The 21,752-nt window shown below is 60.4% G+C and carries 26 protein-coding genes; 7 read left to right on the top strand and 19 right to left on the bottom strand.

Translation table 11 applies throughout. The features are described 5' to 3' along the window. Positions 1-138: 138 nt before the first annotated feature. Positions 139-1,023, top strand: a complete 885-nt coding sequence (locus C9990_RS21300) for a hypothetical protein (RefSeq protein WP_256595129.1) — start codon at positions 139-141, stop codon at positions 1,021-1,023. Positions 1,024-1,072: 49 nt separating this feature from the next. On the opposite strand, the gene C9990_RS21295 is transcribed toward C9990_RS21300, so the two are convergent. Beyond that, on the bottom strand, positions 1,073-2,224 hold the full coding sequence (locus C9990_RS21295) for an MFS transporter (protein ID WP_065907177.1): 1,152 nt from the start codon (positions 2,222-2,224) through the stop codon (positions 1,073-1,075). A 348-nt stretch (positions 2,225-2,572) separates the two neighbouring features. Between C9990_RS21295 and C9990_RS21290 the strand changes: the two genes are divergently transcribed. The 5 genes from C9990_RS21290 to C9990_RS21270 all read left to right on the top strand — a co-directional run bounded on the left by C9990_RS21290 (position 2,573) and on the right by C9990_RS21270 (position 9,653). Then, complete coding sequence (locus C9990_RS21290) at positions 2,573-3,559, top strand: diaminopimelate epimerase (protein WP_106804595.1); 987 nt, start codon at positions 2,573-2,575, stop codon at positions 3,557-3,559. A gap of 301 nt (positions 3,560-3,860) precedes the next feature. After that, positions 3,861-5,879 (top strand): type VI secretion system tip protein TssI/VgrG, encoded by a 2,019-nt coding sequence (tssI, locus tag C9990_RS21285; protein WP_106804594.1) that lies wholly within the window; start codon positions 3,861-3,863, stop codon positions 5,877-5,879. Continuing rightward, complete coding sequence (locus tag C9990_RS21280) at positions 5,879-6,715, top strand: DUF4123 domain-containing protein (RefSeq protein WP_106804593.1); 837 nt, start codon at positions 5,879-5,881, stop codon at positions 6,713-6,715. Before tssI ends, C9990_RS21280 begins: the two co-directional genes overlap by 1 nt. Then, a complete protein-coding gene (locus tag C9990_RS21275) occupies positions 6,708-7,490 on the top strand; it encodes a hypothetical protein (RefSeq protein WP_106804592.1) in 783 nt (260 codons plus the stop codon). Before C9990_RS21280 ends, C9990_RS21275 begins: the two co-directional genes overlap by 8 nt. Before the next feature lie 12 nt (positions 7,491-7,502). Further along, positions 7,503-9,653 (top strand): lipase family protein, encoded by a 2,151-nt coding sequence (locus C9990_RS21270; protein WP_106804591.1) that lies wholly within the window; start codon positions 7,503-7,505, stop codon positions 9,651-9,653. Between the two features lie 9 nt (positions 9,654-9,662). On the opposite strand, the gene codA is transcribed toward C9990_RS21270, so the two are convergent. The 11 genes from codA to C9990_RS21220 all read right to left on the bottom strand — a co-directional run bounded on the left by codA (position 9,663) and on the right by C9990_RS21220 (position 17,087). Then, positions 9,663-10,898: a cytosine deaminase gene (gene codA, locus C9990_RS21265; RefSeq protein ID WP_106804590.1), complete on the bottom strand. Its 1,236-nt coding sequence runs from the start codon at positions 10,896-10,898 to the stop codon at positions 9,663-9,665. 27 nt (positions 10,899-10,925) lie between these two features. Next, the gene (locus tag C9990_RS21260; protein WP_106804589.1) at positions 10,926-12,131 is read right to left on the bottom strand and encodes a PucR family transcriptional regulator; all 1,206 of its coding nucleotides are present in this window, start codon (positions 12,129-12,131) and stop codon (positions 10,926-10,928) included. Next, complete coding sequence (codB, locus tag C9990_RS21255; protein WP_106804588.1) at positions 12,128-13,396, bottom strand: cytosine permease; 1,269 nt, start codon at positions 13,394-13,396, stop codon at positions 12,128-12,130. The genes C9990_RS21260 and codB overlap by 4 nt, the downstream gene beginning before the upstream one ends. A 190-nt stretch (positions 13,397-13,586) precedes the next feature. Then, entirely contained in the window at positions 13,587-14,210 is a 624-nt protein-coding gene (locus C9990_RS21250) for an NUDIX hydrolase (protein ID WP_106804587.1), read from the bottom strand. 9 nt (positions 14,211-14,219) lie between these two features. Beyond that, positions 14,220-14,660, bottom strand: a complete 441-nt coding sequence (locus C9990_RS21245; RefSeq protein ID WP_106804586.1) for a GNAT family N-acetyltransferase — start codon at positions 14,658-14,660, stop codon at positions 14,220-14,222. 91 nt (positions 14,661-14,751) lie between these two features. Beyond that, a complete protein-coding gene (gene queD, locus C9990_RS21240; RefSeq protein WP_003190259.1) occupies positions 14,752-15,108 on the bottom strand; it encodes a 6-carboxytetrahydropterin synthase QueD in 357 nt (118 codons plus the stop codon). A 63-nt stretch (positions 15,109-15,171) separates the two neighbouring features. Further along, positions 15,172-15,384 (bottom strand): AlpA family transcriptional regulator, encoded by a 213-nt coding sequence (locus tag C9990_RS21235; RefSeq protein WP_106804585.1) that lies wholly within the window; start codon positions 15,382-15,384, stop codon positions 15,172-15,174. Positions 15,385-15,456: 72 nt separating this feature from the next. Then, the gene (locus tag C9990_RS32350; RefSeq protein ID WP_157955094.1) at positions 15,457-15,612 is read right to left on the bottom strand and encodes a hypothetical protein; all 156 of its coding nucleotides are present in this window, start codon (positions 15,610-15,612) and stop codon (positions 15,457-15,459) included. A 42-nt stretch (positions 15,613-15,654) separates the two neighbouring features. Further along, entirely contained in the window at positions 15,655-16,509 is an 855-nt protein-coding gene (locus tag C9990_RS21230) for a DNA adenine methylase (RefSeq protein ID WP_106804584.1), read from the bottom strand. 64 nt (positions 16,510-16,573) lie between these two features. Further along, the gene (locus C9990_RS21225) at positions 16,574-16,753 is read right to left on the bottom strand and encodes a hypothetical protein (RefSeq protein ID WP_106804583.1); all 180 of its coding nucleotides are present in this window, start codon (positions 16,751-16,753) and stop codon (positions 16,574-16,576) included. 49 nt (positions 16,754-16,802) lie between these two features. Next, positions 16,803-17,087: a hypothetical protein gene (locus tag C9990_RS21220; RefSeq protein WP_106804582.1), complete on the bottom strand. Its 285-nt coding sequence runs from the start codon at positions 17,085-17,087 to the stop codon at positions 16,803-16,805. An 82-nt stretch (positions 17,088-17,169) separates the two neighbouring features. On the opposite strand from C9990_RS21220, the gene C9990_RS21215 reads away from it, so the two are divergent. Then, on the top strand, positions 17,170-17,400 hold the full coding sequence (locus C9990_RS21215; protein ID WP_106804581.1) for a hypothetical protein: 231 nt from the start codon (positions 17,170-17,172) through the stop codon (positions 17,398-17,400). Positions 17,401-17,479: 79 nt separating this feature from the next. On the opposite strand, the gene C9990_RS21210 is transcribed toward C9990_RS21215, so the two are convergent. From C9990_RS21210 to C9990_RS21175, 7 genes are all read right to left on the bottom strand, one after another. Further along, complete coding sequence (locus C9990_RS21210) at positions 17,480-17,875, bottom strand: hypothetical protein (protein WP_106804580.1); 396 nt, start codon at positions 17,873-17,875, stop codon at positions 17,480-17,482. Continuing rightward, on the bottom strand, positions 17,872-18,183 hold the full coding sequence (locus C9990_RS21205; RefSeq protein WP_106804579.1) for a DUF4406 domain-containing protein: 312 nt from the start codon (positions 18,181-18,183) through the stop codon (positions 17,872-17,874). Before C9990_RS21205 ends, C9990_RS21210 begins: the two co-directional genes overlap by 4 nt. A 44-nt stretch (positions 18,184-18,227) precedes the next feature. After that, positions 18,228-19,388 carry an RNA-directed DNA polymerase gene (locus C9990_RS21200; protein ID WP_256595128.1) on the bottom strand — a complete coding sequence of 387 codons (1,161 nt, stop codon included), beginning with the start codon at positions 19,386-19,388 and terminating at the stop codon, positions 18,228-18,230. A gap of 212 nt (positions 19,389-19,600) precedes the next feature. Further along, positions 19,601-19,957, bottom strand: coding sequence for a four helix bundle protein (locus tag C9990_RS21190; RefSeq protein ID WP_106804578.1), 357 nt, complete (start codon positions 19,955-19,957; stop codon positions 19,601-19,603). 54 nt (positions 19,958-20,011) lie between these two features. After that, complete coding sequence (locus tag C9990_RS21185; protein WP_106804577.1) at positions 20,012-20,632, bottom strand: DUF1566 domain-containing protein; 621 nt, start codon at positions 20,630-20,632, stop codon at positions 20,012-20,014. Positions 20,633-20,711: 79 nt separating this feature from the next. Next, entirely contained in the window at positions 20,712-21,323 is a 612-nt protein-coding gene (locus tag C9990_RS21180) for a DUF1566 domain-containing protein (RefSeq protein WP_106804576.1), read from the bottom strand. A gap of 57 nt (positions 21,324-21,380) precedes the next feature. Further along, entirely contained in the window at positions 21,381-21,692 is a 312-nt protein-coding gene (locus tag C9990_RS21175; RefSeq protein WP_106804575.1) for a hypothetical protein, read from the bottom strand. Between the last annotated feature and the right edge of the window lie 60 nt (positions 21,693-21,752).

The raw sequence follows: 21,752 nt of genomic DNA, 5'->3' as shown, positions 1-21,752 counted from the left end.
CTCGGGTCGATTTGGTCTTTCTCCGGAACCACTGTCTTGCGACCACCACTTAATCGCTGGCTGTTGATTTCGCGGTGTTTTCACCGATCGAACAACCAGAAGCCGATCCGTGGAATCTAACTATGCTGGAGCTCATTTATGGACTTGACTACCAATAATCCAAGGGGCTTTTTCCCCGGGATGAATATACCGACGGGGAATGGCTATGCCCAAACTGTGGTAGACGCGCGGGCGCTGGGCAAATCTCACGATAGTAGGTTCGCGAACGGTTCCGAGCAGTTTTTCGACGGCCAAAACTTCTACGGGGGCATGTCGAGCGTGGGGAACCCTTATGTCGGCTCGGAGGACCACCTGTTGGCGACCAAGTTGAGTAACGTTTATTCGATGTTGGGAGATTTCAAAAAAGATGGTCGCCTGACCCTGAGTTCATTGACGGACATAGCTAATGAAGAACCCGGCAAAAGTAAGGTCTACGACCGGACAATCATGCTGGTCCGGGAGATACTCAATCGTCCGCGACTGGAGGAGGCCATTGTTGGCAAGGGCGGTGAGATCACTCTGGACAGCCTCGCAAAAGTCGGCAGCTTGATTATTGGCAATACCAACCCCAACACCCAGAGCCTCAACCCCTTCCATACGAAAACCAACGCACAGGTTGTAGAGGCATTCCTGGGCATGTTTGATGATCTGCGGGATACGTCGGAAGACCGCACCTTCTTTTTCGAGAAGCACCGGTATGTGCATAAAGATAAGATTATCGAGATGAGCAGGAACCCTGACGAAACAGATAAGAATGGTCAGGTCGTGTTGGATCCAACGACCTTGCTCCCCAAGAAGAAATACAGCGCGCACCAAGTAGCTGTGGGCATAAACCTGGTCGAACGACCAGGACTGTTGGCCTCGCTGGACAGCACCAAGGCTAACGGAACCAACATCTTCGGCAGCCATAACGCTGATGACTGGTTGAAGAACTACAGCATTGAACGCTGGTTGAAGAACGATAAGGACGAAAAGGGTAAATGAATCATGTATGGGCTTCCTGACAGACCCGGGAAGCTCATGTTTTCTTCCTTCATACCCGCAGTATTTTGCCGCTGACCGCCACCACGACCAGCAATCCTCCGATCAACAGGAACGCCGTTGCCAGGCTGCTGCCATGCGCAATGAACCCGATCACGGCAGGCCCGGTCAGAATACCGGCATACCCCAGGGTGGTAATGGCCGGTACGGCAATGTGCTCTGGCATGACGTTCTGCTTGCCGACGGCGGTGTAGAGCACCGGAACGATATTTGAACACCCGGCGCCGACAAGGGCGTAGCCCAGCAACGCCATTTCCCAGGCGGGGGACAGCGTGGCGATAAAGATACCGGCCGCCGCCAGCGCGCCACCGGCGACGATCACCCAGGTCGCGCCCAGGCGCCGCACGATGGCGTCACCGGTCAAGCGTCCGGCCGTCATCGTCAAGGCGAAAGCCGCGTAGCCCAGGCCGGCGTAGGCTTCATCCAGGTCGCGCTCGGCGCTGAGGAACACCGCGCTCCAGTCGAGCACCGCGCCCTCGGCCAGAAACACGATAAAACACAGGCAGCCGATAAACAGCACCACGCCATGGGGAACCGCAAAGGCCGGCCCTGAGCTTTCACTGCCATAGGGCAACAGGTGTGGGCCGGCCTTGAGCAGGGCCACCACCATCACCGCGATCACCACCCAGGTCGCCTGCAAGGGTGACAGGCCGAGCCCGAGCAACCCGGCGACACCGGCCGCACCGACGATCCCTCCCAGGCTGAACAACCCGTGAAACCCCGACATCATGGTTTTTCCGCTGGCTCGCTCGACAATCACCGCCTGCAGGTTGACCGTGGAATCTACCGTGCCCAGGCCGGCACCGAACAGGAACAAGCCAGCCATCAGCAACGGAATCGAAGTGACCGTGGCCAGCATCGGCAAGGCCAGGCAGATCATGATCGTGCCGGCCGTCAGCACCCGCCGACAGCCAAAGCGCGACGCCAATGCGCCCGCTGCCGGCATGGCGATGATCGAGCCCACCCCCAGGCACAACAGCAACAGCCCCAGCGTGCCTTCGCTCAGTTGCGCGCGCGCCTTGGCATACGGCACCAGGGGGGCCCAGGCGGCGATACCGAAACCGGCGATGAAGAAGGCGATACGGGTCGACATTTGCTCCAGTCGCCCGGGAACCACGGGCGCTGAGGTGGGGATGGCAGTCATGAAAAATCCTTGGTTTTGCGTTCAACGAACGATGTCCGGCGTGACATCGTTGCACATCAGGCCTTGAGGAGCGAGCCGGGTTCCCTTGGGATGGGCGGTTGTGAATTTTATTTTTACAGTCGCGGAACGCAATCAAGGTGGGCGACCACACAGGGATTATCGAGTGCGTAGGAGACGGTCTTGAAGGTGTGTAATCCCTGCGGGAACTGATGAACCCCGGGCCTCTTGCGGTGGATTACCACCTTCCAGGCCGTCTCCCACAAACGTCAGGTTCTGTAATACGCTGCCGAGTGTGTAAGCAGGCAACCAGACGGATAAACCGATGAACATTCTCAGGCACGCAGCGCTATGACGCTGTTCTACGACGCACGCGGCAACATTTATGCAGTCGTCAGCCCGGCCTTTTTGCGCGCTCGAGGCGTGGATGTACCCGACAGTGCGGCCCAGGCAGCGGCTGCGCGCAAGGGGTGGACGGCGGCGGCTATCGCATCCGAGTGTGGCTGGGGGGCGAGTGCCAAGCCTGCGCACGCCAAGGCCCACCGTTGCGATGGCCTGCTGGTCGGGCCGTTTCAGGCTGACCCGCCATTTGATCTGTTGATCGTCAACACCGATGGCTCGCTGGCCGAGCGCAGTGGCAACGGCTTGACGATCTTTGCCCAGGCGCTCACGGATCAGGGCTTGATGACGCAAGCCTGTGAGTTGCGCGTGCATCACGATAAATCGGATGTGCCGACGCCCACCGCGACCCGGATCGAACCTGCAGTCCATGAGCAGAAGGCCGGGTTCTGGCTGGCGTTGGGGCTGGCCGAGTTCGGGCCATCGGCCGTGGGCGCGCAGGGGGTTGAATCGACCTTTCTGAATGGCGCTGAAATGAGCCACGTGAGCGAGTTGTCGGCACTCAATGCGCAGTGGGCACGCAGTCAGTTTGTGCGGGTGGGCAATCCCCATTGTGTGACCCTGGTCGAGCAGGCGTCGGGCTTGCCGGACAATCTGCAGATGCAACAGCCAGGGTTGTTCCAGGCGCTGAAGGCGATTGCCTTCGCGCCCCCTGCGGGAGGCGGGCAGCCGTGTGCGGCCGGGGTCAACTTGCAATGGGTTGTACGCGAATCCGCCAATCGGCTTGTCGCACGGGTATTCGAGCGGGGCGAAGGACCTACCGCGTCCTCCGGGACCAGCGCGAGCGCGGTCGCATGTGCGGCGTGGCGTGCGGGGTGGGTCGGGAGTGGTGATGTCACGGTGGTGATGCCGGGTGGCACCGCGCCAGTGCGTTTGCAGGCTAAGGCTGAAACGTTGCTGAGCGTTAGCCTCTTCGGGACGGCCCGCGTGCAGACGTAAGGTTTTCAAACGCCCGACATAGGCATGAGGTGTCGGGCGTTTCTTTATTGTTTAGTTATGCAGGTTAAGTTGTTGTAGGGCATTTCTTGATATTAAGAAGTGGCTATTTGGCTCATGTTTTTATCTTGTAAAAGATACTTCCAGATTCATTGTGCGAAACTTCTTTTTTGTTTTTGCATGGCCTGTCACTCCCCCGAAATCGCTAAGCTTCAAGGCGTTCAGGCACTTTTTCTCGGCGATCATTCGGCCTTTTGAAGAGAGAAAGTCTTTCAGCGCATGAGTGGATGGCGGGTAACAGCGGATGGTCGAGGCGTTTGTCGAATCACGTTTCAAATTGATTCTTTCAGGTATGAATACCGACTTCCAGGTGCTGGCGTTTAAAGGCACTGAAGTCCTGGATCAGCCGTTTTTCATCCATGTGGAGTTGATCAGTGAAAATCCTTCGGTCGACCTGGAGGGGCTGCTTCAGCAGCCTGCCTATCTGGATTTCGCACAGGAGAGCGCAGGCTTGCACGGGCAGGTCTATGCCATTGGCCGGGATGATCCGGGTCGACGGCTCACCCGCTATCACCTGACCCTCGCACCGCGCCTGGCCAATCTCGCCCATCGGTTCGACCAGCGAATTTTCCAGCACAGCAGCGTGCCGCAGATCATTGCAGCCGTTCTCGAACACCACGGCATCCTGGCGGACGCCTACGTGTTCGAGCTGGGCCCCGTGGTGTATCCGCCACGCACGTTCTGTGTGCAATACGCGGAAAGCGACCTGCACTTCATCCAGCGACTGTGTGAGGAGGAGGGCATTCACTATCATTTTCGCCACAGCGCCGACGCTCACCTCCTGGTATTCGGCGATGACCAGACGGTATTTCGCCGCTTGCCCGCGCAGCGCTACAGCTCGGCCGGCGGGCCACAGGCCGAGGCGCAGGTTATCCAGCATTTCGATAGGCGCCTGGCCACACGCAGCCAGAAAACCGTGCGCCGCGATCGCGACTTCGAACATCCTGCACTGCGCCTGCAGGAGTACGCGGGGCCAGCCTCGACGCACCCCCTCGAGGACTATCGCTACCCGGCGGGGTTTACCGGGTATGCCCACGGCCGACGATTGGCGCGTCGGGCGTTGGAGCGTCATCAACGCGACCGCCATCGGGTGCTCGGCAAGAGCGATCAACCAGCGTTGCGCAGTGGGCATTTCCTCGAGTTGCGCGATCATCCCGACCCCGCGTGCAATGATCTGTGGCTGATCACGTCGGTACGCCACGAGGGGCGTCAACCGCAGGTTCTGGAGGAGGCGACCTCAGAGGCTGAACACTTTACGGGCTACCGCAATCGCTTCACCGCGACACCTTGGCGAGCGGTGCACCGGCCGCCCCTCAACCATTCCAAACCGCTCCTTAACGGCAGCCAGACGGCAACTGTCACCGGGCCTGCCGGTGAAGAGGTCCATTGCGACATGTATGGCCGGGTGAAAGTACGCTTTCATTGGGACCGGCTGGACAAGGACGATGACAAGAGCAGTTGCTGGGTCCGGGTAGCGTCCAGTTGGGCCGGTGACGGATTTGGCGCCATGATGATCCCGCGAGTCGGCATGGAAGTGCTGGTGACGTTTCTTGAAGGTGACCCGGACCAGCCCTTGATCAGCGGTTGCCTGCCGAATGCGGCGAACAGGCCGGCCTATCCGTTGCCGCAGCACAAGACCCGCAGTGTGCTGCGCAGCCGCAGCGTCGTCGGCGACTCAGGCTCCAACGAGCTGTACCTCGAAGACCGGCGTGGCGAAGAACTCATCTACCTGCGGGCCCAGCGCGACCTGGAGCAGCAGGTTGGCCATGACAGCCGTCTGGAGGTGGTGGGGGAGCGACATGAAATCATCCGGGGCTTAAGCACCACTCACTTGGAAAACGAGGAGCATCGTCACGTTACCGGTGATCGCAAGGTTGTGCTCAAGGCGAGCGATCACCTGGAGGTGCAGGGCGATAGCCGCACTCACATTGGCCGGACCGTGGTGATCGAAGCTGGGCAACAGCTGCAACTGAAGGCGGGTGCCAGTCTGGTTATCCAAGCAGGCGCTCAGCTGAGCTTCCAGGCAGGTGGGGAGCACCTGGTGATTCAGGCAGGCGGTATTTTCAGCAGTCGCCCGATCACCCTTGGCGGTTCGCCGTCCGCGATTCAGTTGGCGGCTTCTGGAGAGCACGTGGACGCGCCGAAAGCCAGTGCGGAGCAGGGCGTGATCATGGCCTTGGCGCGCCAGTTGGGGGCCGATTTCTGCCCCGTCTGCGAATGTTGTCGTGAAAGCCTGGGTGAAGTTCCGGGGAGGGCCGCTTGATGTCGAGCATGCCAGGCCAATGGATCGCCGAACAGCAGCAGGCCGGACGCCGGCTGTGCCTGATTCTCGAGGGCGACCACACGGCGCATCAACCCCTGCTGTCAGTGCGCAGCCTGTTGCAGTATCGCCGCGTCTACGCCGAGACCACCGTGGCGCAATTGGCGCAGACAGGTCCGGTGATCATGCTGCTGGAGCATATGGACGAGCCCGCCTTACTCAACCTTCTACAAACGCCTGAAACGAACTGGGGCTGGCTGGGCAGCTCGCCGGACGAGGACTTGGTGTGCGTGACAGCCCATTGGCGCGAGCGCCTGTTGATCGGACCGAAGGGCGCCCAGGCGTTGTATCGCTTTCACGACAACCGCACGCTGGCACGCGCATTGGATCATTTGCCGGTGGAGGACTGGCCGGCATTCCTCGGCCCACTGGTCAGCCTGTGCTACTGGCACGAAGGCGGCTGGCGCTGCCGCGACAATCCAGCCCCCGGTGACTACCCGGTACCCGATCCAGCCCCTTGGCTGAACACGCCAAATCCAAACATCAGGGCCATCCTCCACGCCAATATCCTGCGCTACCTGTTGGCTGAACACAGTGAAGACCTGGCGGCATTGGTGGAATTCCACGACCCGAAAGTCTGGCTGAGCCAGGTGCTTGAGCAAGCACGCGCATGGGAGTGGGACAGGCCGCAACAGCTGGAGTTTCTCGTCGTGAGGCGCTTGGCAGAAACCATTCGTAGCAGCGTCTTCCAATGGTCGCCAAGTGTGGGTGAAACGCCCGTCGAGCACTTTGACCGCATGGTGAATCAGTGGCGTTTGATGGAGCAGCAGGATGTTTAGGCAAATCTGCAGGGCAGGGCTGGCGCTCTGTGTGATGGGGCTTTGGGGGTGTACGGCGAGGCCGGTGGACAGTTTCACGCTGGAGGTGGACTTGCCGGCGGAATTTGAACTTAAAACGGCCGCCAACTATAGGCCTGCCACCGGAGAGCTCTGCACCTTGCCACGGCGTCGAGGCAAGAGGCCGGAGCGAAAGGTGTTCTTTACCGAGTTCACGCCCGTGGCCAGTCGTGTGAGCTACCAGCTTCCCCTTACTGAAACGGTCGACGGTTGCCCACTGGTATTGCGCAATGTGGCGTTTGATTTCAATGCGAAGTGGGGGAAGCGCAGTACGGATGTCGGCGGGGCTTTTGGCGGCATTTCCATCCGCGATCTCTCGGAGATGGATAGGCCGGGGATGCCGGAATCGGGCGTCCAGGAGCTGTCCGGGCAATGCCAATGGTTGTTTCGAACGGCAGGGCCACAGCACGCGATTATCAAGGTTCTTAAATGCGACTCTTTGAGTGCAGTCGATCCACCGGATAAATCCCGCACGGGCGGTGGTTTGGTACGAGGTGAGCTGGCAGGGAAAAAGGTACGGGTAAAGATAAGCCTGGCCGCCGAGGAACTGCCTTACATGGGCGACAATTGGGTTCGCTTTCCTAATGGATGGAAACGCTGCCTGGGAGACAATTTTGAGGACCTGTACGCTTTCTGCAATGGCAATACCGTCGACTTCAAACCCATAAAAATGCCCGATGGGCGAATTTGCGAGCTATATCCAACTTGTACTGAATAAGGATATCCAGTCATGGTGATAGAACGATCGAAGCACTCTTTTTTCAATGAAAAAATGCCCGTTTGCGCACTGAGTGGCGGTTGGCTGAGCTTCTGTCTGGTGGATGAGTCAGGGGATGGAAAACCCTACGGAGGACTCAGGTATGAGGTTTTTGACAGTGCCGGGGGATGTTACAAAGGGCGTTTGACTGAACGGGGTTTTGCTAAGTTAGAGGGGCTTTGTAAAGGTCCCGTCGTGTTGGTTTTTGATGCTTCATCCGAAACGCGAGTTGGCTATTATTCGACATTGCAGCAGCGTAAAACCTACCCATTACCCATCACTGACTTGCAGATCCGCGCTGAACAAACACGCTTCTCAAACACGAATGGCCGCCCAACCGAGCGTCACCCTGCCGGGGAAAAAGCAGACCAGTTTTATCAGGTAGAAGTCAGCGATCTGGTTCGGCATATCGCGCATCTTCCCCCGGTGACACCCACGCCCCACCGCCCCAAGCGTCACGCACTGAAAATGATGGCCGACCTGGGCTTCGGCCCACCCCAGCCTAGCTTCGCGGGAGTCGTACTGTTCCCCGACAGGCACACTGTTCTCGAAGTGCGCCCGTTGCGAGCCCTGCGCCCGATCCTGTCCACGCAAGACGAATTCTGTGCCTTGAACCTGTATCAATTGGCCTTGTTCGCGGCGTTGAGTTACTGCGATTTCGGTCAGGCGCCGCCGAATCATCCCGTTGATGAAGTCCATTTTCCACTCGATCCCAGTGTCGGAAATCTATTCGCCGAGCAGTTGGCGGGCTACCAGGAAGCCTGGCGGATCGACCCGGACCACCCGCAGCGCTTTTATCCGCTCTATGAGGACGTACCTTATTCCCGGCGATTCGAGATCCTGCCTTTTGATCCTGAGTTGTACCCACAAAATCGTCCGGCGCTTGGGGACGAGCAGGAGCACCCCGCGCGCTTACACTTTTTCGATGATGAAAAATTCGGCACTGACACCCAGGCCTTCATCACTCACCACGAGGAGGTGATCCTGATTTCCGTGCGAGGCACCGTCAGCAATGCAGACGTACTGCGGGATGCGAACGCCCATCAGGTGGCGTTCGCCGATGGTGTCGGCAAGGCCCATGAAGGTTTTTATCAGGCTTATCGGGCCATGCGTGATTTCGTGCTGCATTACCTCGGCCAATTTCACATCGGGCAACGCGTGATCATTTGCGGCCATAGCCTTGGAGGGGCAATAGCGCTGCTGCTGGCAGAAGGGCTGCGCCGTACTCCCGATCGTACCTACAACATCCTTCTCTACACCTACGGCGCCCCCCGTGCCGCGGATGCCGAGTTCACCCACGGCGCTTCGACCCTCGTCCACCACCGTATCGTCAACCACAACGACCCGGTGCCCAGCGTCCCGGCACCGTGGATGAACACCACCGCAAAACTCTGGGTTCCCGGTGCCATCACGCTATTCAGCCTGCCCACACCAGGCGGGCTGCTGTTCGCGGCTGGCCTGGTGCGTTTTGGCGGTAACCCCTACCAGCACCATGGTGAGCAGCAACACTTCATGCCGATCGTGCTGCCGGATGGCACGCACTCTTCCGTGTTGTGGAAGCCGGGTTGCGAGTCGATCCAGGAAGCCGGCTGCAATCGTGCGCTGCAGCTTCATGGCGACATGCCTGATCGTGACAACCTGTTAAAACAGCTGTTCCAGGCCAGTCAGCACTTCATGACCGCAAGCTACATTCCTGCCGCTTGGGCGACGTTGCGCCGCTGGCAACAAGCCGTCGACAGCAATAGCCCGCTGGTGACCGCGCGGGAGTTCGAATGGCTCGACCATGCGCTGGAGACCATGCGTCAGCAACTGCGCGATAAACGCCGCGAGCTCGCCCGTCGCCAGCCGATCAACGACCGTGCCTATGAGCACCACGAGCCGTTGAACGCCGAGATCGACCGTTTGCACACCAGCCGCGAGCGCCTCGAAACCCTGCGCTGGCGACGCCTGGAAGCGCGCGATGTCTACGGCAGTCAGGCCCAGGCCGCCCACTTGCAACCCAGCCTCAAGCGTTGGTTCAGCCACCGTGAAAACCACGCGCTGCCGCAAGTCGCGAGCATCCCTGCTCCCACGCAAACTGAGTGGGGCAGGGCGCAGCCGCTGGATATCGACGCCATCGTTTGAGCCGGGCCTTTACATAAACTCCACCTGGGCCGGCTGACGTTTCATCAACACTTGGCCATTGCGAATCGAGTACAGCGGCAGGCCCTGGCTGCGAATGACTTCGTAGTCGCTGTTGGCCGAGAGGATCAACAGGTTGGCCGGGCGCCCCGCTTCAAGGCCGTAACGGTCACCCAGGGCCATGGCCTTGGCGCTGTTGTCGGTCACCAGGTCGAGTGCGCTCTGCAGGTTGCGGTAGCCGAGCATATGGCAGATATGCAGCCCGGCTTCCAGCACGCGCAGGATATTGCCGTTGCCCAGCGGGTACCACGGATCGACGATGGAGTCCTGGCCGAAACACACGTTCATGCCAGCTTCCAGCAGCTCGTTGACCCGGGTCACGCCACGGCGTTTCGGGAAAGTGTCGAAGCGGCCTTGCAGATGGATGCTCTCGGTGGGGCAGGAGACGAAGCTGATGCCCGAGTGCCCCAGCAGGCGGAAAAGTTTGGCGCAGTAGGCGTTGTCGTAGGAGCCCATGGCCGTGGTGTGACTGGCGGTGACGCGGGCGCCCATGTCGCGGCTGCGGGCTTCTTCGGCCAGCACCTCGAGAAAGCGCGAGTGCGGGTCGTCGGTTTCGTCGCAGTGCACATCCACCAGGCAACCGGTGCGTTCGGCCAGGTCCATCAGGAACTTCACCGAGCTCACACCCTGGTCGCGGGTGTATTCAAAGTGCGGGATGCCGCCGATCACGTCGGCGCCGAGGCGAATGGCTTCTTCCATAAGCTCGCGGCCATTGCGAAACGACTCGATGCCTTCCTGGGGAAAGGCGACGATCTGCAGGTCGATCAGGTGCGTGCTTTCTTCGCGCACTTCGAGCATGGCCTTGAGCGCGGTGAGATCCGGGTCGGTGACGTCGACGTGCGTGCGCACGTGCTGGATACCGTGGGCGGCCAGGGCCTGAATGGTCTTTTTGGCGCGGGTCTTGGTGTCTTCCTGGGTGATGGTGGCTTTGCGCTCACCCCAGCATTCGATGCCCTCGAACAGGGTGCCGCTCATGTTCCAGCGCGGCTCGCCAGCGGTCAGGGTGGCATCGAGGTGAATGTGCGGTTCGACAAAGGGCGGGATCACCAGGTTGCCGCCGGCGTCGAGGTCGTCGACGCCCACTGCGGGCACGCTGGTTTGCGCGGTGATGCTGGCGATCCGGCCGTGTTCCAGGTGCAGATCATGCAGGCCTTCACGGTTGCGCAGGCGGGCGTTGATGATGTGCATGGGCAAGTTCCTCTTGGATAACAACAATCAGGCAGACAGCCGCCAGATCATCAGGGCAATACCGATGTCCAGGCGGTCGTAGGCATTCTCCAGCGTCAGGCCACACAGGGCTTCGATTCGCTGGACGCGGTGTGTCAGGGTATTGCGGTGCACGGCCAGGCGCTGGGCCGCGGCCACAAGGTTACCATTCTCATGAAACCAGGCCTCCAGGGTCGGCATCAGGCTGGGGCCATGGTGCAGGTCGTGGCGCAGCAGCGGGCCCAGGCGTTCATTCAGGAACTGGTCGAGCAGCGCGCGATCACGCACACCGCTGAGCAGCTTGAGCACCCCCAGTTCGTCATACACGCAGAGCCCGGCGCGTTCGCTGAACCGGCGTGCGGCCGTCAACGCCTGGCGCGCCTCATCGTGAGCCTGGGCCAGGCGAGCAGGTGGGTGCGCGGCAGCGCTCAAGCCGATAAACACTTTCAGCGGCGCCAGGCGCAGGTTCAGCGGGTTCAGCCAATTGACCAGTTGCTGGCGATTGGCCAAGGCGGCGACGGCATCCGCGGCCGGCAGCAGCAGCGTCCATTGTCCGGCGCGGCCGAGTACCGGCAACACCGGCGACAGTTGGTGCAAGCGGCGACTGATGGCGTCGTGCTGCCGGGCCAACTGGGCCTCCACCTGCGCCGCGTCGTCCTGGGCAAACAGCAACTCGCTGCCTTCGAGCTGCAGTTGGGCCACCTGCCAGTGCCCGGCCAGAGACATGCCCAATTGCACGGCGCGGTGCAGCAATAGATCCAGGGATTGGTAATCGCCGGTCAGCAAACGTTCCAGTACATCATGGCGCGAGCGGCCCAATTGTTCGGATTGAATCAACGCCGAACCGATCGCCTGGGTGACCAGCACCATCTTCAGCGAGTAGGGCTGCTCGATCAGCGGCATACCGGCGGCCTCGGCGGCGTCGAGTAAGCGCTGGGGTATCGCCTGGATATACGCCGGCCCCGTCAGGATCACCAAGCCGGCCACCTGGCGCTGACAGGCTTCATCCAGCAGTTGCAGCAGGTTGGCTTCATCCCGAGGGTGATTGATACCGGTGACGAACACCAGCTCACCGCCCAGCACCCACTCGGCGATTCCGCTGTTTTCCGCCACATACGGCCAGCGTACGACGTTGTCCAGGCCTGCCTCTGCGGCACGCAGGCGCATGGACGCAAGACCCGGCAAGGCCAGTACATCGGCAATCGTCAGGCTCATGCCGTGGCGTCAGCCAGCGGTGCGCGAGCGCGCAGCACGGAGGTCAGCAGCATGTAAGTCAGCGATGCGGCCACGATGCCCACCAACGGCGCGACCCACGGCGAATTGAACGCCAGCACGGTGCCCACCGCATACGCGGCCAGCCCCGGCCAATTGAAAGCCGGCAGGCGTGCATCTGCCAGGCGCGGGTAGTGGCCGCGCCAGCGGTAGAAGAAGTCCGCCATGATGACCCCGCCGATCGGTGGAATCACGGTGCCCAGCAGAATCAGGTAGGGCACCAGCATGTCGTACATGCCCAGCAGCGCCAGCAGGGTGCCGATCACTGCTCCCGCCAGGGTCACGGTCTTGCGGCGTTTGGTGCGCAACAGATTGCAGCCGGCCACGGCGAAGTTGTAGATGGTGTTGTCCTGGGTGCTCCAGATATTCAGCAACAACATGGCCATTGCGGCCATGGCGAAGCCTTGCAGCAGCAACACTTCCACCACGTCGGGCTGTTGGTAGACGATCGCGCCATAGGCACCGATCAGCACCATCAAGCCATTGCCGACGAAGAAGCCGATCAGGCTGGCCAGCACCGCGACCCGGGCCGAGCGCGAGAACCGCGTCCAATTGGTCGCCTGCGTCGCGCCGCTGACAAAAGTGCCGAATACCAACGTGATCGCGGTGGACAGGTCCAGCTCAGCGGTCGGCACCACCGTCAGCAGTCCGTCCAACCCGCCGACTTTCACCGTGGCCACCCACATCGACAGAAACAGCAGGATGCCCATGGCCGGTACCGCGATGTAGGAAAGAATCTCCAACCCGCGATAACCCACGTAGGCGGTGGCGCAAAACACCAGGCCGAACAGCACCATCAATGCCAGCACACTGCCCTGGCTCAGTTCGAAATACTTGCCAAACACCACGGCGGCGGTGGCGGTGCCCCAGGCATACCAGCCAATCTGAGTGAAACCGAGGATCAAGTCGCTGAGTTTGCTGCCCACTTCGCCAAAGCAGAAGCGCCCCATCAACACGGAGTTCAACCCGCTTTTGAACGCGATGTAACCCAGGCCTGCGGCGTAAATACCCAGCAGCAGGTTACCCAGCGCCACCACGCCGAGCATATCGGTGAAGCTGAACGCGACCCCCAGCTTGCCGCCGGCGAACATGGTCGCGGTAAAAAAGGTGAAGCCCAGCAGCACCATGGCGGTAGACGCCAGGCCTTTGCGCGCATGCATGGGAACTTCGCTTAAGGGGTAGTCGTTGCCCGGTTCTTGCTGCGTCATGTCGGTACTCCCTGAATGAGTGACGCAGGCGTATTGCACCGCGCGTGCCAAATTACTCCCAGTGACAGGCGCACGGTCTGCACTGTGCAGCATGCACAGTATTTATAGCCAAACAGGCAGAAAAAGCGGGCAAGGGTGTTCGCAGTGCCCAGTCAGGCACGAAAGCGGTGCAGCCGTGATACAAATTGGATCAGTCGAACAGCGTGTGGGTGGTTTCGCCGCGATGAAAGGCAAATGCCGCCGCCAGATCACTCTCGATGGTGCGCCCCCGGGACAGCGGCGGCAGATCATCCAGGGCGAAAAAGCCCACATCGGTGGTCTCGAACCCGGCCATTGGCGCCGCTTGGTCCACCCGGTCACACAGGAAATACAGCTTGTAGAAGTCGCGCACATCCGGCCGATACAAACCCTTGGCCTTGTGGGTGACGCTGTACAGTGCCCGCGCGGTAACGCTCAAGCCGGCTTCCTCGCGGATTTCCTTGATGATGTTTTCCGCTGCCGACAAGCCGATATCGGCATAACCGCCCGGCAGCGCCCAGCAGCCATCGGTCAGTTCGCGCACCAGCAGAATCCGGTCGCCCTCAATGACCGCGCCGCGCACGTCGATCATTGGCGTGGAATAGCGCTGGGCAAAATCCGAGACCAATCCGGTGATGCGCTCCAGCGGCACGTTACCGAGTTGCGCCAACATGCTGTGGGCAATCTCGGCGATTTCCTCCAGGCGCTCGCGTTCGAAATCATCGGTGCAAAAATGCAGGCCCGTGGAGGCCAGCGCCTGCAGGCGTTTGGCTTGGGCCAGCCAGGTGTTTTCCATGCCTGTCTCCTAAAGGGGCTTGGCCATGTACACCCGGCGCAGGCCCTGTTCCTCGGCCCGGTGGGTTTCCACGTAACCCCGGCGGGTGTACAGCGCAAGGTTCTCGGTCATGGCTTCATTGGTGTAGAGGCGTATGGCGCTGTAACCCGCGTCGATGGCCTGGCGTTCGGCGAAGTCCATCAATACGCGGCCAAGACCAAGGCCCTGTGCCTGCGGGGCGACCGCCAGGTTATCCAGCAGCAGGGCGCTGTCGGTGTCTTGCAGGATGATAAAACCCTGGATCTGCCCGTCGTTGTCCAGTACATGCACACCACCGACCTCGACTCGCCGGCCGTAGTCTTCAAGCATCGGCCCGGGTTTGCGGCCGATACGCTCGATGTACGGTGAATAGGCGGCCTCGACGATGGCTTCAATGGCGGCAACATCATGGGGCGTGGCGGGGCGCAGCATTGCGGCGTGCTCCTGGTCGGCTGGAGCCACGACTGTAAGGGAGCAGGGCATAAAAAAACCACCGCCAGGGTGGTTTTTTCATCTCGCCGGCTTACTCGCCGCGATAGATGCAGCCGCTGGTGCAGGTTTCATGGATGCGGATCGCACTGAGTTCCGGCAGCAGGGGTTTGAGCTCATTCCAGATCCATTTGGCCAGCACTTCGCTGGTCGGGTTTTCCAGGCCGGGGATGTCGTTGAGGTAGTTGTGGTCGAGGCGTTCGTAGAGCGGCTTGAAAATCGCCTTGATCTCCGAGAAGTCGCGAATCCAGCCGGTATGCGGATCCAGGTCGCCGCTCAGGTGGATCGCCACCTTGAACGAATGCCCGTGCAGGCGCCCGCATTTGTGGCCTTCGGGTACGTGGGGCAGGCGGTGGGCGGACTCGAAGGTAAACTCTTTGAAGATTTCCACGGTGTGACCTGTAGGGCTTGTGTTGCGTGGCTTTGGGAATATTGTCATTTGCTGGTGTACTGATCAATGTACTGATTGGTCGTTGCTGGGCGTGATTGAAGTCATCCATTCAGCGATTGCCGACTGGCGCCAGGCGACCGAGTTGGGGCCTATTCTAACCTGTTTTGGGAAGGTGCCCTCCCTGATCCGCCGATAAACTGTGTTTCGGCCCAGGCCGGTAGTGTGCAGCACCTCGTCGAGGCGCAGGAAGCGATCAATATTTTCTGCAGTAGCCATAGGAATACCTCGCCACGCCGTCGCCGGGTGGAATGATTTATGTAGGGTTCGCTGCCGTATGCGGCACAGTGCTCAATGGATGGTCACGCTATCCTGCCCAAGGGCTACGGCGCGCGCCTGTTGCTCGGTGCGGAAGGACATGTGCTGCTTGATGCCGCTGCATTCCGCGATGACCCACCAATAACCGCCAAAGCGGTGTGGGCCTTTGATGATTTTGGTGATGGTCATAGGGTGTCCTTGCCGCGCTGGGCGGCAGAAGGTGGGTTAGGGTTAAGCTCTCTCAACGAGATCCAGTCCGATCTGACTTACGCGATCGACGCAGGCAGGGTTTAGCCAGATGCATTCGGTACGGTTGGCGGTGCCGCGACCGGCGCTGATGCGGGCAGATGTGCTGTAGCTGGCCCATCCTGGAAGCAACTCCGCGTACAAGTCGCTGGGATAACCTGAAAGCACAACCATTCCTTCTAGCTCGAGCAAAACCCCGAGCAGTTCGCGGTGTGCGGCGTCATCCATCTCGTGTTTGTAGTACCGACCGCTCGACGCGCCCTTGTACCTGGTGTCATGTACATAGGGCGGGTCGACGTAGTGCAATGTCCGCGGCCCGTCATGCGCCTTGATTACCTCGATCGCGGGCCGGTTTTCGATCAGCACGCCGCTCAGCCGCTGGCCAACCTCGGAAAGCTGCTCGGGGTAGGAGGCCCAGAGCGACTGGGCGGTGCCGTACTGGCGCTTCGTGTCGATGCGAAAACCGGTGACGCCTTTGGTGGCACCGGCGGAGCCGAAGCCCATTTGCGCCCTGATGATTGTTCGTCTTGCACGCTCGATTGGTTCGGCGCTCGACTCCCAGGACAGTTCGAACTCTTCGCGGGAATATGGCGTGAATACCAGGCGTTCGACCAGTCCCGACCGCGAGTCCTGATCTTGCAAAACCCTGAACAGATTAACAATGTCGCCATCGAGGTCGTTGTACACCTCGGCATACGACCGCGGCTTTTGCATCAGCACGCCAGCGGCGCCGCCGAACGACTCTACGTAGCAGGTGTGCGGTGGGAAGTGTTGCAACACCCACGGCGCAAGCCGGAACTTGGCGCCGTGGTACCGGATGACCGGGGCGGTGATGGTCATAAATATTTTCCAGGCGTGCGCCCGCCGCTCACCGGCAGGCATGTAGGGGGATTGGGGTTAGGGGTTAGGGGTAGTTTTTGCTGATGCGCTGGGCGATGGCTTCGAGCTGCTCGGCCATGCCCCACATGTCGTTGTTGTCACGGCGGGATACCACTGCCGCGCGCTGGACGTTACGGTCGATCAGGATCTTGGCTGCCAGGATGATCAGCCAGGCTTCAAACTTGCGACGGAAGAACCGTTTCATGGCCTCGGCCCCTTGTAGATGAAGACGTAGGCGAACCAGAGGGTGGCGATCATGGTGCCACCTCGCGCCACTTTTCATACCCCTCACCATATTCCCAGCAGTAGGTTGCCGGCCATGCTCCGCGAGTCGCCTGGTTAACGATGTTGTAACTCCATCCGTCTTTAGTTGGTGTGGTTTTGATCCAGACGTGCTGCGCGCCGCCGAGATTCCAATCGCCGTAATCCTTGACGACCTCGGCCATGAACGCTCGCAGGTCGTGGTGCCCGCGACTCATCACGATGTAGGTGTCACCGCCAACGCTCTCGACGGCAAGCGGATACTTTTCTGTAGGCATGACTTCGTCCTTGCCGCTATAGCGGTTATCAAGTTCATAGAGGGGAGAGGTATCATTGCCACCTCAGATAGGGAGGTGCGATGTGGTCGTACACGGAGTTGAATACGAGTTTCTTACTGCTTCAAGCGTGACCAAGGGTCATGACGGCCTAGGGATTGAGTGCTGGCGCGGCAACGATATGGTCTTTGAGATATTCAGGAATGACGAAACGCTGCGTTTTGAGGTGACCTTGTTCGAGCAGGATGTCCCTTTAGAATTGCTTGAGTACGCGATCCAAACTGCTCGCGCAAACCTGGGTGAATTTTCGCCGTAGAGCTGCTCCTTGCCGCTATAGCGGCTGACTTTGAAGGGGGAGGGGTAACAGGTTTTGCGGGTGGAGTACGGATGTACTCCTATCTGGATTTAGCTGATTCTTCCTGCTTTGCCTGGCGCGCCTTGAAGCGTTCGTAAGGCCCCTCGGGCAACGATGCAATCTTGTTGGCCGCCTTGATCAGCAGATCGCCCAGGGCTTTTTGGGCTTTCGGCGTGAATACCTTGAAGCGGGAGCCGGCCGGGTAGTAAGCGTCGTAAGCCATGCGGCTACAGAGCGTGGAAGCCTCATCAAGTCCGCAGCTGCGGCCATACGCGTGCAGCCTGTCGCGCTCTTGGATCAATTCATCGATCTGCTGATCCGCTGCGGTCAGGCGCTGCTGCAGGGCGTCTTCACGGGCAAAGGAGCAATCCAGGCATCCATCTTGATGGTTCCGCTGGTGAGTGGCGCAATGGCCGCCTTCTCTTCGACTGCTCATACAGCCTCCCTTGTTACCAGATCATGGGCATTCACAACCGTCATGCCGAGGCGTTCGGCGATCAGGACTTCCAGGCGTGCACCCTTTGAATGCTCCCAGCCGGGCAGGGTGGCCACAGTGTCGCAGTCCATCAGGGCGGCAATGTCGCGGCGCATGCAGTCGTTCCAGGTGCCGCCGTCGGGGTTGAGTTCGGCGGGGTTGGTGACGGTGTGGCCGCCGGCGCGCAGGCTGGCAGTCATGCTGTGGAAAGTTGGGAAATTCAGACCTGGCAAGCCGCTCATGGGCCCGCTGAGGTAAATTCGTTTCACAGGGAGTCCTTGCCGGGCCATGCCCGGGCAGTGGAGTGGGGGAATTACTTCTTCTGAAAGGTCTTGGTCAGCGCCGCATTGACGCTGTTGCCGCGTTTCAATACGACGCGAGCCAGGGCGGCTCGGTCTTTCTCGCTGTGGCTGGCCTGGCTGAGCAGGCCGAAATAGCTGTTGGCGGTCTCGCGCAGATCCTCGGCCGGCGCCGCGGCGGTTCGTTTAAGTGCCTGGTCCAGGGATCGTTTGCGGGTTGTTCGGCGCCAGGGCTTGCTGACGTGGCCAACGAAGTCGACGCCGCGATCCACGGGCTGCAGGATCGTCTTCGTGGGGTTCAGCTTCGCGCCGAGCCGGGGAAGGAACGCTTCGACTTCGGCCAGCCACTGGTTAAGCTGCTGCGGCGACTCATGCAGGAACACGAAGTCATCGACGTACCGGATGTAGTGCTTTGCGCGCAGCGTGTGCTTAGCGAACTGGTCCAGGGCGTCGAGGTAGACGTTGGCGAAGAACTGCGACGACAGGTTGCCGATTGGCAGGCCGAGGCGCGCGGGCTGGGCCACCAGGCGTTTGTGCTGCGGCACCCGGTTGAACAGGTGCGCCGGGCTTCGGGTCTCGTAGTCCTCGCGCGGGTCATGCATGAGGATCTGCACTGCCAGGGCCAGCCACCATGGCTCGGTGATCCTGGCCTCCAGTTGCTTGCGCAGCACCGCCTTGTCGATGGCGACGAAGAAGTTGGCCAGGTCGCACTTGAGGTAGAAGACCGGCTTCGACCAGTTCTCGCTGGCGCTGCGGATCTTCGATTCAAGCCGGGTCGCGGCGTACAGCGTGCCGCGCCCTGGGATGCATGCGCAACTGTCCGCTATGAAGCTGGCGTAGAAGCGCGGGGCCACATGGTTGTACATGAGGTGGTGGACGACGCGGTCCCGAAAGGCTGCCGCCCAAACTTCGCGGGCTTTCGGCCTGGTGACCACGAAGCATATAGATCGGCCTGGCCGGTAGGTGCCGGCAACCAGGTCGTCGTGTAGCTGGATCAGGTTCCGCTCCAGGTCGATTTCGAAAGCCAGCGCGCTGTCGCTGTTGCGCTTGGTGCGCCGGCAGTCGTAATAGGCCTGGACCAGATCCTGAAACGGGTACGGACCCAAAGTCGAATCTGCGGACGGGGCGGCCACGGAGCTCGTTGTTCTTGTCGTTGTTGTTCTGATTGCCATCATCGAAGTTCATGTTGAATGCGTTGTTGGCTGAGCGCTGCGACCTATCGTGCTATCTACGTCGCCGAGCCGAAGGCATAGCCGATCAGCAAGGAAACTGCGCAGGACCTACGCGGACGCTTTAGACCGGCGGTATCCTTTGTACGCATGGCGGTGACCTATCAGGTCAGCGGCACGACCAGATTCAATTCGCACAGACCAGAAAGCCGTAACCTTCAGGTAGCGGGCGCGGTTGGGGTGTAGCGTTTCCAGGCGTTGGCTTGTTTGCCGATCGAAGCCGTTACCTCGATTGCCTTGGCGTGTTGCGGGACGCTGATAAAGCGGTTGTCTTTGAAGAGTCGCATCAGGAATTCGACTACCTGGACCTTCTCGACCAGCAAGGTCAGGTGAGGGCGCTTGTCCTGGGTGGCGTTGGCACGAGCGATCAGCATCAGGACTTCGATGCATTCATCGATCACCCGCTTTCCCAGAGACTGCTTCAAGTCGCGCGGGATGTTCCGGGTCAGGGTGGTGGCCATGTGTAGCAGGCCCATTGCCGCGTTGTAGATCGCAAGTTCCGTATGCATTGCCATGTGGCACGCTCTCCAAGAGCAACCGGCCGCAAGCGGCCGGATTAAATAAGCGAATTAATCAATAAGCTCGCTGCGGACGGGGCGGCCACGGAGCTCGTCGCCCTTGCCGAGGCTGATCTGATAGCCATCATCGAAGGACATGCTGAATGCGTAGCTGGCTGAGCGCTGCGAACTCGACCAATACCAGGTGTCGCGGAAGGCTTCGACGCCACCATCCTGGAAGGCGGTGTGCGCGGTTTGCAACGGGTCTTCGGCACTGTACAACTGGCCCACCGGCTCGCTGTGCGGGTTGTCGCCGTTGCGCGAGTTCTCCCAGTTCTTTTCGGTGGTCGGCTTGAAGTGGCGGTATTGCAGCTCCTGCACGTCGCGCGCCGGGATTGCCCAGTCGGTGAAGCCGCCAATGTTCAGCGCTAAAACTTTCACTGCCAGATCGCTGCCTGCCGCCGCCATGGCCTGGGTGTTGGCCATGCTGTCGGTGAAGCTGTCGGCACCTTCGATCTTCTCGCCGTACTCGCCCCACTTACCGACCAGTTCATGCGCTGCGCCGGCGGTGATGTGCAGGGAGCGCTTGCCGGTGGCCGGATCGCGGGTAATGCCGGTGACGAAACCTCCACCGTAGGCCTGGCCGATGGTCGGGCTGGTCACTGCCGGTGCTGCTTTCTCAACTGCGGACATGATGCTTCCTCTTTTCGAAGGCAACAAAAAAGGCGCTGTGCGCCCTGGTGTGCCGGATCAAGAACGAATGAATGAAGAATTAAATAACGAATCTGCGGACGGGGCGGCCACGGAGCTCGCTGAACTTGACGATGACGTCCTGAAGGCCATCATCGAAGGTCATGCCGAATGCGAAGTAGGCTGAGCGCTGCGAACTCGTCCAGTAATAGCAGTCCTGGGCGAACACCTCGGGGCAGTTCAGCCAGCCCTGATACAGCTCGGCGGCAGCCGGCAGGTAGAAGTCGTGATGACCATCAGCCTGGTACTCGGCACACGCATCAGCCGCTGGGTATTTGCGCTCGTCGTCGTTGCCGATCAGCACCTGGGTGTTGGTGTAGCCGTCGGTCTTGCTCAGTCCTTTGACCTCGACGCCACGACCACCCCACTCGTGGTCACCAACATCCTTGGCCGCGATGATCAGGTAGTGAGCGGGCACTTCACCGCGGGCGTGAACGAAACCGCCGTTGAGCCCGCCCTGGCCCGGCCACTGCTGGCCGATCTCAGGGATAGTGGAAGGCGCTACCGGCTGCACATTCGCCGCCGGCGGAAGCACCTGGGCGAACACGCTAGCAATCGCCATTCTTGCCAGAGCACTGGATGGCATCTTGATAGACACGTCGCCGTGCTTCAGGGTGATCATTTCGTTTTTCATGCGGTTACCTCAGATAGGCGCCGCCCTCCGGTTACCGGATGCAGCGAGCAGGGTGGGTTATGCTTCTTCGGCGTCGAGCCGTGATGCTTGGCGCTGGCCGATGGCGTAGAGTTCTGCCGCCACGTTTTCATTAACTTCGATTTTGTGGCGCGAACGAAGCGCCTCACGTGCACCGGCGGGGCCGAGGGAGTGGACATAGCGAAGGCAGCCGGCCATCACTGATGCCTGTTCGGTGTCTTCAGTCCAGGCCATGAGGTCGGCGAGCATCCGCTTTTCGCCTGCCCGCACCCGGTGCCGAAGCTCTTCCTCGCCAAGCTCCTTGCGTTTCGCCGCGCTCTTTGCAGATCGCGTCTTTTGATCCATGGCCATGGCCTACCTCTTCTATTCCGCTGGCCGGCAGTGCGAGCCAGGTTTGACGTTTGCGTTGCT

The organism is Pseudomonas sp. S5D5 (genome assembly GCF_003013355.1).
Classification (GTDB): domain Bacteria; phylum Pseudomonadota; class Gammaproteobacteria; order Pseudomonadales; family Pseudomonadaceae; genus Aquipseudomonas; species Aquipseudomonas aylmerensis.
This window is presented reverse-complemented; position numbering and strand designations above follow the sequence as displayed.

Bases quoted from the DNA above. Each gene is read 5' to 3' on its own strand.
- C9990_RS21300 (WP_256595129.1), top strand. From the start codon at position 139: ATGGACTTGACTACCAATAATCCAAGGGGCTTTTTCCCCGGGATGAAT.
- C9990_RS21295 (WP_065907177.1), bottom strand. From the start codon at position 2,224: ATGACTGCCATCCCCACCTCAGCGCCCGTGGTTCCCGGGCGACTGGAG.
- C9990_RS21290 (WP_106804595.1), top strand. From the start codon at position 2,573: ATGACGCTGTTCTACGACGCACGCGGCAACATTTATGCAGTCGTCAGC.
- tssI (WP_106804594.1), top strand. From the start codon at position 3,861: ATGGTCGAGGCGTTTGTCGAATCACGTTTCAAATTGATTCTTTCAGGT.
- C9990_RS21280 (WP_106804593.1), top strand. From the start codon at position 5,879: ATGTCGAGCATGCCAGGCCAATGGATCGCCGAACAGCAGCAGGCCGGA.
- C9990_RS21275 (WP_106804592.1), top strand. From the start codon at position 6,708: ATGTTTAGGCAAATCTGCAGGGCAGGGCTGGCGCTCTGTGTGATGGGG.
- C9990_RS21270 (WP_106804591.1), top strand. From the start codon at position 7,503: ATGGTGATAGAACGATCGAAGCACTCTTTTTTCAATGAAAAAATGCCC.
- codA (WP_106804590.1), bottom strand. From the start codon at position 10,898: ATGCACATCATCAACGCCCGCCTGCGCAACCGTGAAGGCCTGCATGAT.
- C9990_RS21260 (WP_106804589.1), bottom strand. From the start codon at position 12,131: ATGAGCCTGACGATTGCCGATGTACTGGCCTTGCCGGGTCTTGCGTCC.
- codB (WP_106804588.1), bottom strand. From the start codon at position 13,396: ATGACGCAGCAAGAACCGGGCAACGACTACCCCTTAAGCGAAGTTCCC.
- C9990_RS21250 (WP_106804587.1), bottom strand. From the start codon at position 14,210: ATGGAAAACACCTGGCTGGCCCAAGCCAAACGCCTGCAGGCGCTGGCC.
- C9990_RS21245 (WP_106804586.1), bottom strand. From the start codon at position 14,660: ATGCTGCGCCCCGCCACGCCCCATGATGTTGCCGCCATTGAAGCCATC.
- C9990_RS21235 (WP_106804585.1), bottom strand. From the start codon at position 15,384: ATGGCTACTGCAGAAAATATTGATCGCTTCCTGCGCCTCGACGAGGTG.
- C9990_RS32350 (WP_157955094.1), bottom strand. From the start codon at position 15,612: ATGACCATCACCAAAATCATCAAAGGCCCACACCGCTTTGGCGGTTAT.
- C9990_RS21230 (WP_106804584.1), bottom strand. From the start codon at position 16,509: ATGACCATCACCGCCCCGGTCATCCGGTACCACGGCGCCAAGTTCCGG.
- C9990_RS21225 (WP_106804583.1), bottom strand. From the start codon at position 16,753: ATGAAACGGTTCTTCCGTCGCAAGTTTGAAGCCTGGCTGATCATCCTG.
- C9990_RS21220 (WP_106804582.1), bottom strand. From the start codon at position 17,087: ATGCCTACAGAAAAGTATCCGCTTGCCGTCGAGAGCGTTGGCGGTGAC.
- C9990_RS21210 (WP_106804580.1), bottom strand. From the start codon at position 17,875: ATGAGCAGTCGAAGAGAAGGCGGCCATTGCGCCACTCACCAGCGGAAC.
- C9990_RS21200 (WP_256595128.1), bottom strand. From the start codon at position 19,388: ATGATGGCAATCAGAACAACAACGACAAGAACAACGAGCTCCGTGGCC.
- C9990_RS21190 (WP_106804578.1), bottom strand. From the start codon at position 19,957: ATGGCAATGCATACGGAACTTGCGATCTACAACGCGGCAATGGGCCTG.
- C9990_RS21185 (WP_106804577.1), bottom strand. From the start codon at position 20,632: ATGTCCGCAGTTGAGAAAGCAGCACCGGCAGTGACCAGCCCGACCATC.
- C9990_RS21180 (WP_106804576.1), bottom strand. From the start codon at position 21,323: ATGAAAAACGAAATGATCACCCTGAAGCACGGCGACGTGTCTATCAAG.
- C9990_RS21175 (WP_106804575.1), bottom strand. From the start codon at position 21,692: ATGGCCATGGATCAAAAGACGCGATCTGCAAAGAGCGCGGCGAAACGC.